A 12,224-nucleotide genomic window follows, 5' to 3' on the forward strand; every position below is an offset into this window, starting at 1 on the left:
TTGTTTAGCAAATAACAAACATTTGCACTGTATGTTTATACAGCTAAAATAACCTCTCACACTGTGGGAGGTTTAACTTGTCAATCAGAAAACAAGAAAACGGAAAATGGATATGCGAATGCTACCCCGCCGGGCGTAGCGGGCGACGTGTCCGTAAGCAGTTCTCCACCAAAGGTGAAGCATTGGCTTTTGAACGCCACACTATGGAAGAAACGGAGGCTAAGCCCTGGCTGGGTGAATCGGCAGACCGTCGGACGTTGAAAGATATCGTTGAACTCTGGTTCAAACTGCACGGCAAATCCCTTACCGCTGGCGAGCATGTTTACGACAAACTACTCTTGATAGTCGATGCCCTCGAAAATCCTCTCGCTACAGATCTAAGTCCCAAATTGTTCGCACATTACCGCGATAAACGCCTGACGGGTGAAATTTACTTTAGCGACAAGTGGAAGAAAGGTGCCAGCCCGGTAACTATCAACCTTGAGCAAAGCTACCTTAGCAGCGTTTTTAGCGAACTGGCCCGACTAGGTGAATGGACAGCGCCGAACCCTCTGGAGAACATGCGCAAATTCACCATCGCAGAAAAGGAGATGGCATGGTTGACGCATGAACAAATTACTGAGCTTTTGTACGACTGCAACCGCCAAAGCCTCCTGCTCGCTCTGGTCGTTAAAATCTGTCTGAGCACCGGAGCACGCTGGCGCGAAGCTGTGAACCTCACCCGCTCCCAGGTCACAAAGTACCGAATCACATTCGTCAGGACCAAAGGCAAAAAGAACCGCAGCATTCCGATCAGCAAAGAGCTGTATGAGGAAATAATTGCCCTGGACGGCTTCAAGTTCTTTACCGACTGCTATTTCCAGTTTTTATCTGTGATGGATAAAACCTCTATCGTGCTACCGCGCGGGCAGCTTACCCACGTCCTGCGCCACACGTTCGCTGCTCACTTTATGATGTCAGGTGGAAACATCCTTGCCTTGCAGAAAATCCTGGGTCACCACGACATTAAAATGACCATGCGCTATGCTCATCTGGCACCAGACCATCTTGAAACAGCCCTGCGATTCAACCCGTTGGCTACCCTGCCAAGTGGCGACAAAGTGGCGACAGCGGTTGGCAATACCCCGTAATCGTCACCTCTCACCACCAAACTAAATTATTGATTATCCTGCAAGTCTTTGTTTTTATTAACCCATTGACATAAATGGGTTTTTTGTTGCCTGAAATTTACCACATTTAAAATCAATCAATTACACGACCGCTTTCCCATGCCTGGCGACAAAATGGTGCCTGCGCTAAAACCGGTCGCAGAAATCTGAGTTCCTTCCCTCTGATGTTTTCGCCCTCTTCACTTCTGAACACCCTCGATTCCTGGTCGCAATCGCGACAAGACTGACTACGGCTATAATTAAAATTCCAACGACAGAAAATAATTTCGAATGTGCTTTTTCGGATATCGAAGTGATTGCATGTATAAAACGTACAACTGTTTCATATTGATAGCGTAAAAGGATTTAGACATGATTTTATTTCTCGTTTTTGTGCCCTTGTTAGCCTTACTTGCTCCTGTCCTGGCAGTCGTTCTGGTCCAAAAAAACAAAAAACATAAGACAGAGATTGATGCCCTGACAGTCAGCAATATAGCCCTTTCGAATCAATTAAGTGAGAGCCAGGAAAAGTTAGCGCAGGCCATACGTGAACTCTCTGAATGCGAAGAAAAAGCAGCCCCCGTGACCTTGCCCTAAAATCAGCGACTGCAACATAACCTGTTGCCCACCTGCGCCCGCTTGCATGATGCGGGTTATTGCCCATAATTTTGAATGGGCAGACGGGTGATGGGATAACGCAATGTTACTTGAAGGCAAAATCGCTGTCATTTTCGGGGGTAGCGGCGCAATTGGCAGCGCGGTTGCGCATGTAATGGCGCGTGAAGGGGCGCAGGTGTACCTTGGCGCACGCACCCAGACTCGCCTGGATCGTGTTGCAGGTGAAATCCGCGCCGCAGGAGGAATGGCCGGGACATTTACCCTCGACGTACTCGACGAACAGTCTACCCTGACGCACACGGCGCAACTGGCCCAGCAGGCCGGCGGCATTGACATCGTGGTAAACGCCACCGGCTTTAACCACAATCAGGGAAAAGGAATTACAGAATTATCACTGGCCGAATTCATGCAGGGTATAAGCCCGTTTCTGTCTGCATACTTCAATATATCCAAAGCGGTCATTCCCCATATGGGGGGTGAGCGTGCTGGAACCCTACTCACGGTCGTTGCCCCCGCAGGCCCGATGGCGGTGTCGGGTCACTCCGGTCACATTGTCGGTTGCGCAGGGACAGAAGCGTTCACCAGAGCGCTGGCCAGTGAAGTTAGCCCGAGAAATATTCGCGCTATCTGCGTGCGTTGCCATGCGATTGTCGATGCGGTACAGGCAGGCTCTTATACCCGCGACGTGTTTATGCCAAAGGCGCAGGCGATGGGATTATCCGTAGAAGAGTGGGTAGCGGGCGCGGCGCAAAGCACGATGCTCAAGCGGCTGCCAACACTTTCGCAAGTGGCTGAGGTGATGGCGTTTCTCGCGTCGGATCACGCAAGCGCGATGACCGCAACGGTGGTCAATATGACGGCGGGTGCAACGCTCGACGGATGAGGCAGCTGAAGTCGCCTCACTTCTCCCCTGCGATTCGCTTTACCATCACCAGAATATCTTCTCGCGCGAGCGGCGTGGTGTCTGTCACGAAATGTAGAGTCATACCTTCTAAAAATGCGTCCAGCGCACGGGCGGTAACAGGATCAAACCACTGCTCCAGAGTGCGCTGACTGCGCTGCATCCAGTTCTGCATCACCTGTTTTAAGGCTGGCTTACGGCTGGCAAATGCATACAGCTGGTACATCAGTTCCATGTTGTCCGGCGTTGTGACCCGTGAGCCGTAAATCATGTCGGTAATGGCATTGCAGGCACCCTGCGCATCATTCACTTCATCAAAAAAGGCCTGGTATTGCTGCGACATGCTTTCGGTAAAACCGCTAAACGCCTCCATCAGAAGATCATCGATGCCTGAAAAGTAGTAAGTCATTGACCCCAGCGGCACCTGCGCGATAGTGGCGATTTTGCGATGCGTCACGGTATGAAGACCATACGTCACTATCGCGTCCAGCGTGGCCTGAATGATTTTTTCTCGCCGGTTTGGATCGTTTGCACGTCGCACACTATTTCCTCTCATTCCATTTATGTACAAATGTACACAAAGTTGTTAGTGTTGTCTTCCTTCTTCTCTTTTTTGGCTTGAATTCATGACCGCCAGTTCATCACGCAGGGCATTAAGACGCCGAACCTGGGCTCTGTTTATGTTCTTTTTCATACCAGGGTTGCTGATGGCGTCCTGGGCGACGCGCACCCCCGCCATCCGGGACATTCTTTCTATTTCAACGGCGGAAATGGGGGCGGTACTGTTTGGTCTTTCGATTGGATCAATGAGCGGTATCCTGTGTTCGGCCTGGCTGGTGAAGCGATTTGGTACACGCAACGTTATTCAGATAACGATGTCATGCGCGGTTGTGGGAATGGCCATCCTCAGCATTGCGTTAGGGCTTACCTCCCCGCTGCTCTTTGCGCTGGGTTTAGGTGTTTTTGGTGCCAGTTTCGGTTCTGCAGAGGTTGCGATCAACGTCGAGGGCGCGGCGGTTGAACGCGAATTAAACAAGACCGTCCTGCCGATGATGCATGGCTTTTATAGTCTGGGTACGCTGGCAGGCGCCGGTGTGGGCATGACGTTGACCGCATTTGGCGTACCGGCCACAACGCATATTTTGCTGGCTGGCATGATAGCCATTGCACCTATTTTTATCGCCATTCGGGAAATCCCCGATGGCACCGGTAAAAACGCCGCAGATGGCACACACTCGGCTGAAAAAGGACTGCCCTTTTACCGGGATATCCAGCTGTTGCTTATTGGCGTAGTGGTACTGGCGATGGCATTTGCGGAAGGGTCCGCCAATGACTGGTTACCATTGCTGATGGTGGACGGGCACGGATTTAGCCCAACGTCCGGCTCTCTGATATACGCTGGTTTCACGTTAGGAATGACCGTTGGGCGCTTCACCGGCGGCTGGTTTATTGACAGATATAGCCGCGTGGCGGTAGTGCGCGCCAGCGCGCTAATGGGGGCAATCGGTATTGGTCTCATCGTCTTTGTAGATAGCGCCTGGGTGGCTGGTGTCTCTGTGGTTCTCTGGGGGCTTGGTGCCTCGCTCGGCTTCCCATTGACGATCTCTGCCGCCAGCGATACCGGCCCCGACGCCCCGACGCGCGTCAGCGTAGTCGCCACCACCGGTTATCTCGCCTTCCTCGTCGGGCCGCCCTTGTTGGGATATCTCGGCGAACATTATGGGTTGCGTAGCGCCATGCTGGTCGTTCTGGCATTGGTGCTGCTGGCGGCGCTGGTTGCTAAAGCGGTCGCTAAACCAGAAACAAAAACGCACACTGCGACGGAGAATGGTTAATGGGTATCAAGTTAATTGCGGTAGATATGGATGGTACTTTTCTGAGCGACCAAAAAACCTATAACCGTGACCGGTTTATGGCGCAGTATCAGCAGATGAAAGAGAAAGGGATCCGTTTTGTGGTCGCCAGCGGCAACCAGTATTATCAGCTCATCTCTTTTTTCCCTGACATTGCCCACGAAATCGCCTTCGTTGCGGAAAACGGCGGTTGGGTGGTGAACGAGGGAGACGATGTGTTCAACGGTAAATTGCCCAGCGCCGATTTTCATGCGGTGGTTGACCATTTGCTGACGCGCCCGGAGATGGAAATTATCGCCTGCGGTAAAAACAGTGCGTACACCCTGAAGCAGTACGACGATGCCTTAAAAGAGATGGCGGCGATGTACTACCATCGTCTTGAATTCGTCGATAACTTCAGCAATATCAACGATATTTTCTTTAAATTCGGCCTTAACATTTCCGAAGAGCGCATTCCTGAACTGCAGGCTGAACTGCACGAGGCTATCGGCGATATCATGGTGCCGGTGCATACCGGTTACGGCAGTATCGATTTGATAATCCCAGGCGTACATAAGGCCAATGGCCTGCGTCTGCTTCAACAACGTTGGGGTATCAACGATGATGAAGTCGCCGTCTTCGGCGATGGCGGTAACGATATAGAAATGCTGCGCCAGGCCGGTTTTAGCTATGCGATGGAGAATGCCAAAGAGGCCGTGGTCTCCGCCGCTAAGTACCGTGCTGGCTCAAACAACAAAGAGGGCGTGCTGGACGTGATTGAAAGGATACTCCGCAACGAGGCACCGTTCTCGCACTGATCGGCGAGCGCCCTGCTTTGCATGACCGACGTTTCAAACAGCCAGCCTGCCGGATCCCCTCCGACAGGCTGGTGATTATCCTTCTCGTGAAGCGCCTACCTGTTTATCTTTCAGGAAGATAAACATAAGGATCAGCCAGATAATCCCGTTTGCCAGATTAAACAGGCTAAACAGGCCGTTTCCACCGCCCAGATAAGCATATTTGCTCACCTCGATACCGACGGTAAAAATCAGCATCTGCAACATACCCATCGCGGCAGACACGGTGCCTTTGCTCATGTCGCTGGCAAACAGAGTCAAACGCACCAGCCCCGCGTTTGCCACGCCAATACCAAAGGCATAGATACTGAGGCCCGCCGTCATCCACAGATAGGCATGAGATGAGACGACCGTCGCCGCAGCCGCGAGAATCAGCCCCAGCATAATCGGCCAGCCGCCCATGATAATTAACGAACGAACCGTCCGTCTGGCCGTCAGACGCGCCAGCACCAGGTTCCCTGCGATGAGTGCGCCAAAAATAGGAACCTGTAGCAGACCATATTCATAACTGCTGAGCTGTTCGCCGCTAATGATAATAATGGGAGACTGTGCGATCCATGCCAGCAGAGGCAAACTGACAAATCCCAGCGCCAGCGCGCCTGCCACAAAGCGCACGTTCTTTAACACCAGATTGTAATCCCGCCACAACTCTTTCAGCGAGAGTTTTTCGCCTATCCGGGTTGCCGTTTCCGGCATGGCACGCTGTAAGCCGAAAAAGGCGAATGCCGCCAGTACGGCAAACAGAACGAACATGCCTTCCCACGGCAGCACATGCACCCACGCGGCCCCGACGAGAGGCCCCAGCAAGGGCGCAATCAGCGCCACGTTGGCCATCAGCGCGGTAATCTTAATGCACACCGCCTCTTCAAAAGATTCCTGAATCGCGGCATAACCCACGGCGCCGATGAAACACAGGCTTATCCCCTGCAAGAAGCGCAGAAAGGTAAATTGCTCAATGTTTTGCGCCAACAGTGTGGCAAGGCAGGTGACGATGAACCACACCACGCCCGCGAGCATCACCGGGCGACGGCCAATACGGTCCGACAGCGGCCCTAACAGCCACTGCAAAAACATGCCGCCCGCGAGATAGGCGGTCATTGATGTCGGCACCCAGTCAATTCCGGCCTGGTATTGTTCCACAACCGCCAGCATGCCGGGCTGGATCATATCGTTAGCGATATAGGTGGAGAATTCGTAGAGCACCAGACAGAGAGGGAAAAGCAATGCCTGACGACCGAGTCGGGCGCCAGAAGATAAACGGTTTTGCATGCAATCTCTTCACAAATGAAAAATCGCGCAAAGTGTAATGAAAGCGCGTCTGCGGATATAGCAAATTATGCGCGTTGACCGCAAATAGCGCACATTTTTACAGAATGTCGATTAGCATCTGTTTCCTTTAAGCTTAATTTAAGTTGCTACCGCTATGATGTTGTCGGAACTCTGTTAATTACCCTGAGATGACGCCTTTAAGACAATGCCGCTTTACGGTTTTTAGCAGGGCTTTTATTCTCAGCCAGGCACGGGTCATTTACATGGCTGTCCTTTATTCACCTCATTGCGCTAAGTCTGAATGTTATGCTGGAAAATATTAATACTTCGCTGTTCTCTTTGATCAACGCCACCCCCGATTCCGCACAGTGGATAATTGAACTCGCCATTTTCATTGCCAAAGATTTGATCAGTATTGTGCCGTTGCTGGCGATGATACTTTGGCTTTGGGGGCCGCGAGAGCAGGTCTGCGCCCAACGCCAGTTAATCATAAAGATGGCGATCGCCCTAGTAGTCAGTCTGGCCGTCTCCTGGGTCATGGGGCATCTGTTCCCACACGATCGTCCGTTTGTCGACCATATTGGCTATAACTTCCTGCATCATGCCGCAGATGATTCGTTTCCCAGCGATCACGGCACGGTGATTTTCACCGTTGCGCTGGCATTTTTGTTCTGGCACCGGATCTGGTCAGGTGCCGTGTTGATGGTGCTTGCAGTGACAATCGCCTGGTCGCGCGTTTACCTCGGCGTGCACTGGCCGCTGGACATGGTCGGCGGTTTACTGGTGGCGATGATCGGATGTCTGAGCGCACAGATGGTTTGGCAAAAATATGGCGCGTCGCTCTATCGCAGCCTGCAAACGTGCTATCGCATTTGCTTTGCGCTTCCCATCCGAAAAGGCTGGGTGCGTGACTAATCTTACCAAAAAAGAGTAGTATTAATCGCCCTGCGCCGTGCAGGGTGATGACTTAACTCTCCAGGGGAACTATGGAAACACGACGCGACGAGCGTATTGGTCAATTGCTGCAAGCCTTAAAGCGCAGCGATAAATTACACCTAAAAGAAGCCGCGACCCTTCTGGGCGTATCTGAGATGACCATCCGTCGCGATCTGAACAATAAAAGCGCGCCCGTTGTATTGTTGGGCGGTTATATCGTTCTGGAACCCCGTAGCGCCAGTCACTATTTACTCAGCGATCAGAAATCCCGTCTGGTCGAAGAAAAACGGCGCGCGGCGCACCTGGCAGCAAGCCTGATACAACCGCACCAGACGCTTTTTTTCGACTGCGGCACCACCACGCCGTGGATTATTGAAGCCATTGATAATGAACTTCCCTTCACCGCCGTTTGCTATTCGCTGAATACCTTTCTGGCGTTGCAGGAAAAACCATTGTGTCGCGCCATCCTGTGCGGTGGAGAATTTCACGCCAGCAATGCCATTTTTAAGCCGCTCAATTTTCAGGAAACCCTGAATAACCTGTGCCCGGATATCGCCTTCTATTCTGCTGCCGGCGTGCATGTCGGCAAAGGCGCAACCTGTTTTAATCTGGAAGAGTTGCCGGTGAAACAGTGGGCGATGTCGATGGCGCAGTACCACGTTCTGGTCGTGGATCACAGCAAATTTGGCAAAGTGCGACCGGCGCGAATGGGGGAACTAACCTGTTTTGATACCATCATCAGCGACTGCCGCCCGGATGATGAACTGGTCGATTACGCGAAAGCGCAGCGCATTAAACTCATGTATTGAGGCAATATTTACCGGATGGCAGCAAATGCCGCCATCCGACATTACGGGGATTACGCGAACCAGCTGCCAAACCATTGATGGAATTTCATCATCACAAAATCCCACATCCGGCTAAAGAATCCGCCCTCTTCCACCGCTTCCATCACCATCAACGGGCGCTGTTCAATGGATTTTCCGTTAAGCTGAAAGTCGATGGTGCCCACCACCTGGCCTTTCTTCAGCGGCGCCGTTAACTGCGGTTCAGTCAGGGTAAAGCTCGCTTTCAGATTTTTAAGCTGTCCACGCGGGATCGTCACCGAACCGCCTTCACCCGCCCCCAGGTTCACTTCGCTCTTATCGCCAAACCAGACGCGCTGCGTGACAAACGTGGCATCCGGTTTAATTGGCGTCACCGTTTCAAAAAAGCGGAAGCCCCAGGTCAGTAATTTCTCCGATTCATTAAAGCGAACACGGTCAGTTTTCGTCCCCAACACCACGGAGATCAGGCGCATATCGCCCTGTGTTGCGGAGGCAACCAGATTGTAACCAGCGCCTGCCGTTGTCCCGGTTTTCATTCCGTCGACATTCAGATTGGTACTCCACAACAGACGGTTACGGTTTGGCTGGCGAATTTTGTTAAACGTAAACTCTTTTTCTTTATGAATCGCGTACTCTTCAGGCACATCGTGGATCAAGGCTTTTCCCAGCAGGGCCATATCTCTGGCGGTACTGAACTGTCCTGGCGCATCCAGGCCGTGTACCGTCTGGAAGGTCGTATTGGTCAGGCCAAGTTTTTGCGCATACCCATTCATTAATCCGATAAACGATTCCTGGCTGCCAGCAACATAATCGGCGAGGGCAATACAGGCATCGTTACCGGACTGAATGATAATGCCTTTGTTCAGGTCAGAAACCGCCACCTGATCGCCAGGCTTAAGGAACATCACCGATGAGCCACGCAATGCCGGGTTTCCCGTCGCCCAGGCATCTTTCCCCACCGTCACCATGTCCGTCAGCTTGATTTTTCCGGCCTTCAGCGCCTGTCCGACCACGTAGCTGGTCATAATTTTAGTCAGACTGGCAGGGTCGAGTTTCTCATCCGCATTACCTTCAGCCAGCACTTTCCCGCTGGCGTAATCCATCAGGACCCATGCCCGCGCATCAACGCTCGGCGGCGCGGTTGTCTGCTCGGCCGCCTGCAAGGTCGGCGCAAAAAGGAATAATAGTGCTGAGCCCGCAGCAAGGCTGCGAAGAGAAAAGGAGTATTGCTTCATAAATGCCACCCGAGTATCCATTCCAAAAAAAACACGTTACATCACCGTGTTACAAGTTTGGTGAGTAATAACGCACTTGCGAGCTTAAAGAAACCGTAACCAGGTAAAGTTTTTAAAGTTTATGCAATAACGCCCCGCTACGCTGCATTCCACACGATTTTTTTACAGGCTGTTGCGTAAATATTAGCTTTATTTCACCATGTACTCGGTCAGACGCCGACGCAGCCCTAAGGCTGTCCAATCAAATTAAGGGGTTACTATGATTACGCTGTGGGGAAGGAACAACTCGACTAACGTAAAAAAAGTGTTATGGACGCTTGAAGAGCTGGAATTACCCTTTCAACACATTCTCGCCGGAGGTCAATTTGGCCTCAATCATGACGCTGAATATCTGGCCATGAATCCCAACGGTCTGGTGCCGCTACTGCGTGATGATGAAGCCAACCTTGTGCTGTGGGAATCCAATAGCATTGTGCGTTATCTGGCGGCACAGTACGGGCAAAACCGGTTGTGGGTAGACTCCCCGGCCCGACGCGCGGAAGGTGAAAAATGGATGGATTGGGCAAACCAGACATTGAGTCCGGCGCACCGCGTCATCCTGTTTGGGTTGGTCAGAACCCCGGTGGAACAGCGCGATCCTGCGGCCATCGACGCCAGTGCGAAAGTATGCGATGGCCTGTTTGGTATGCTTGACGACGCGCTGGCTACTCAACGCTGGTTCTCCGGTAACGAATTTGGCGTGGCCGATATCACCATCGCACCTTTCGTCTATAACCTGTTCAATGTCGGCCTGACCTGGACACCGCGTCCGAACCTTGAGCGCTGGTATCAGCAACTCAGCGAACGTCCGGCGTTCCGTAAAATCGTGAGGATCCCGGTCAGCTAAACGGCATCTGTCAGCGGGTTAGTCTGTGAGCCACAGGCTAACCCGGCGTCTGAGGGCATCACACGCTACGTTCGCGGACTCACTCTGAGTAATTCCCCGTCGGACTCATCGGTTAACACATATAAAAAGCCGTCTGGCCCGATGCGGACATCGCGAATGCGTTGTCTTCGCTCCCCCAGGATACGTCCATCTTCCGTCACCGTATTCCCATTGACCGTCATAACAATCACATTCTGCTCTTTTAACGCCCCAATGAAGAGTTTTTGCTGCCACTGCGGGAATCTGTCGCTGTTATAAAAAGCCATGCCACTGACGGCGGGTGAGTGCTTCCAGTAAAAAATCGGCTGCTCGGTCCCCGCCACTATCTCCCCTTTCGCTTCCGGGATTTTAAAACCACTGTAGTTAATTCCCCAGGTTGCCAGCGGCCAGCCGTAGTTTTTGCCTTTTTCCGGAATATTGATTTCGTCCCCGCCGCGGGGACCATGTTCATTCAGCCAGAGCGTATTGCTCCACGGGTTCATTGCCATCCCCTGCGGATTACGAATGCCATACGCCCAGATTTCAGGGCGGGCCCCATCTTTGCTGACAAACGGGTTATCGGGCGGGATTTTTCCCTGATCGGTCAGACGTACCACTTTGCCCTGCAATTTATCCAGTTCCTGTGCAGTAGGACGCTGATTATTTTCCCCTAAGCCAATAAACAGATGCCCTTTGCCATCAAACACCAGGCGTCCGCCAAAATGGTTTCCGGTGGAGAGTTTCGGCATTTGGCGAAAAACGGTCTGGAAGTTCTCAAGACGTTTCAGGTCTTCGCTGAGTCGCCCATACCCCACCGCCGTGCCCGCATTATCGTTTAGATCGCTTTCCGAAAAACTGAGCCAGACGCGGCGTGACTGTGCAAAGTCTGGTGCCAGCGCCACGTCCAGCAATCCCCCCTGCCCATGCGCCCACACTTTTGGCACTCCCGTCAGCGGATCGGAAAGCCCTTTGCCAGCTTGCCAGTGCCGCAGTTGGCCGCCTTTAAGCGTAATCAACATGCCGCGATTGTCGGGTAAAAAAGCCAGCGACCATGGGTGATCAAGTTTGGTTTGCAGCACGTCGACCCTGACTGCGGATGGCGCGGCATTGCCAAGCATTGAGAACAGCAATAATGGGAGTAACCAGCGATGAGATCGACGCATAACGCCTCCTGTAGGGCTATGCGTTAAAGCGTAGTCAGCGAGAAGACGTGCAGAATTATTTTTACAAAAACGGATGATAAGGGGGAGTTGCCTCCCCCCTGCTTAGACCTGTGCCAGCATGGAATGCGTTTTCAGGCACTGGATGCTGAGCGTCAAATTCGTCAGACAGTTTTCAAGTTTCTCTGCGTTGACGGAAATGAAAGTCGGACAATCATGATGCCCGCTCATAAGGCAGACGGCAGCGGCAGCTAATGCACCTTCAGCAAGATGCACTGCCTCCCATTCTTCTATATCCAGATGAAGTTTCTGCAGTCGTGATTTATCGTGAAGTTCTCGATTCAATTCAAAAAAGTTATCACGCAGACGATCACTTTCGCTGACTGACATGTAGCCTTTCGCTTTCCTCAACTGCAGATACGCGGCGAGATCGATTCGCGCGTTGATCAGCTTGTTAAGCAGAGCGGTTCTCAGTCTGCCAACGACCATACCTTGTTCCTCCTCTATCTACTCATGGTGCAACTTAATAGTATGGTC

At 52.2% G+C, this 12,224-nt stretch carries 13 protein-coding genes; 8 read left to right on the plus strand and 5 right to left on the minus strand.

The window, feature by feature from the left end:
• Positions 1–77: 77 nt before the first annotated feature.
• The 3 genes from JM656_RS14205 (at position 78) to JM656_RS14215 (ending at position 2,649) form a co-directional block, all read left to right on the plus strand.
• Positions 78–1,130, plus strand: coding sequence for a tyrosine-type recombinase/integrase (locus JM656_RS14205; protein ID WP_203358346.1), 1,053 nt, complete (start codon positions 78–80; stop codon positions 1,128–1,130).
• A 390-nt stretch (positions 1,131–1,520) separates the two neighbouring features.
• Positions 1,521–1,745 (plus strand): hypothetical protein, encoded by a 225-nt coding sequence (locus tag JM656_RS14210; RefSeq protein ID WP_203358347.1) that lies wholly within the window; start codon positions 1,521–1,523, stop codon positions 1,743–1,745.
• Between the two features lie 103 nt (positions 1,746–1,848).
• On the plus strand, positions 1,849–2,649 hold the full coding sequence (locus JM656_RS14215) for an SDR family NAD(P)-dependent oxidoreductase (protein WP_203358348.1): 801 nt from the start codon (positions 1,849–1,851) through the stop codon (positions 2,647–2,649).
• Positions 2,650–2,665: 16 nt separating this feature from the next.
• On the opposite strand, the gene JM656_RS14220 is transcribed toward JM656_RS14215, so the two are convergent.
• A complete protein-coding gene (locus JM656_RS14220) occupies positions 2,666–3,223 on the minus strand; it encodes a TetR/AcrR family transcriptional regulator (protein ID WP_203358349.1) in 558 nt (185 codons plus the stop codon).
• Between the two features lie 70 nt (positions 3,224–3,293).
• Here JM656_RS14220 and JM656_RS14225 point away from each other — a divergent pair, with 70 nt between their 5' ends.
• Positions 3,294–4,502 carry an MFS transporter gene (locus JM656_RS14225; protein ID WP_203358350.1) on the plus strand — a complete coding sequence of 403 codons (1,209 nt, stop codon included), beginning with the start codon at positions 3,294–3,296 and terminating at the stop codon, positions 4,500–4,502.
• A complete protein-coding gene (locus tag JM656_RS14230) occupies positions 4,502–5,317 on the plus strand; it encodes a Cof-type HAD-IIB family hydrolase (protein ID WP_203358351.1) in 816 nt (271 codons plus the stop codon). The genes JM656_RS14225 and JM656_RS14230 overlap by 1 nt, the downstream gene beginning before the upstream one ends.
• A 75-nt stretch (positions 5,318–5,392) precedes the next feature.
• On the opposite strand, the gene JM656_RS14235 is transcribed toward JM656_RS14230, so the two are convergent.
• Positions 5,393–6,625: an MFS transporter gene (locus JM656_RS14235; RefSeq protein ID WP_203358352.1), complete on the minus strand. Its 1,233-nt coding sequence runs from the start codon at positions 6,623–6,625 to the stop codon at positions 5,393–5,395.
• A 306-nt stretch (positions 6,626–6,931) separates the two neighbouring features.
• On the opposite strand from JM656_RS14235, the gene ybjG reads away from it, so the two are divergent.
• Together ybjG and deoR are read left to right on the plus strand one after the other, a co-directional pair.
• The gene (gene ybjG, locus JM656_RS14240; protein ID WP_203358353.1) at positions 6,932–7,540 is read left to right on the plus strand and encodes an undecaprenyl-diphosphate phosphatase; all 609 of its coding nucleotides are present in this window, start codon (positions 6,932–6,934) and stop codon (positions 7,538–7,540) included.
• A 71-nt stretch (positions 7,541–7,611) separates the two neighbouring features.
• Positions 7,612–8,370, plus strand: a complete 759-nt coding sequence (gene deoR, locus JM656_RS14245; RefSeq protein WP_203358354.1) for a DNA-binding transcriptional repressor DeoR — start codon at positions 7,612–7,614, stop codon at positions 8,368–8,370.
• Positions 8,371–8,420: 50 nt separating this feature from the next.
• Here deoR and dacC read toward each other — a convergent pair whose 3' ends face one another.
• Positions 8,421–9,623 (minus strand): serine-type D-Ala-D-Ala carboxypeptidase, encoded by a 1,203-nt coding sequence (gene dacC / locus JM656_RS14250; RefSeq protein ID WP_203358355.1) that lies wholly within the window; start codon positions 9,621–9,623, stop codon positions 8,421–8,423.
• 259 nt (positions 9,624–9,882) lie between these two features.
• Here dacC and JM656_RS14255 point away from each other — a divergent pair, with 259 nt between their 5' ends.
• On the plus strand, positions 9,883–10,509 hold the full coding sequence (locus JM656_RS14255; RefSeq protein WP_203358356.1) for a glutathione S-transferase family protein: 627 nt from the start codon (positions 9,883–9,885) through the stop codon (positions 10,507–10,509).
• Between the two features lie 65 nt (positions 10,510–10,574).
• Here the strand turns inward: JM656_RS14255 and JM656_RS14260 are convergent, their stop codons facing one another.
• Both JM656_RS14260 and bssR read right to left on the minus strand, forming a co-directional pair.
• On the minus strand, positions 10,575–11,690 hold the full coding sequence (locus tag JM656_RS14260) for a PQQ-dependent sugar dehydrogenase (protein ID WP_203358357.1): 1,116 nt from the start codon (positions 11,688–11,690) through the stop codon (positions 10,575–10,577).
• 102 nt (positions 11,691–11,792) lie between these two features.
• Positions 11,793–12,176, minus strand: a complete 384-nt coding sequence (gene bssR / locus JM656_RS14265) for a biofilm formation regulator BssR (RefSeq protein ID WP_203358358.1) — start codon at positions 12,174–12,176, stop codon at positions 11,793–11,795.
• Between the last annotated feature and the right edge of the window lie 48 nt (positions 12,177–12,224).

It is taken from the genome of Citrobacter sp. R56 (assembly GCF_016811995.1).
GTDB classification, from domain to species: Bacteria; Pseudomonadota; Gammaproteobacteria; order Enterobacterales; family Enterobacteriaceae; genus Citrobacter_D; species Citrobacter_D enshiensis.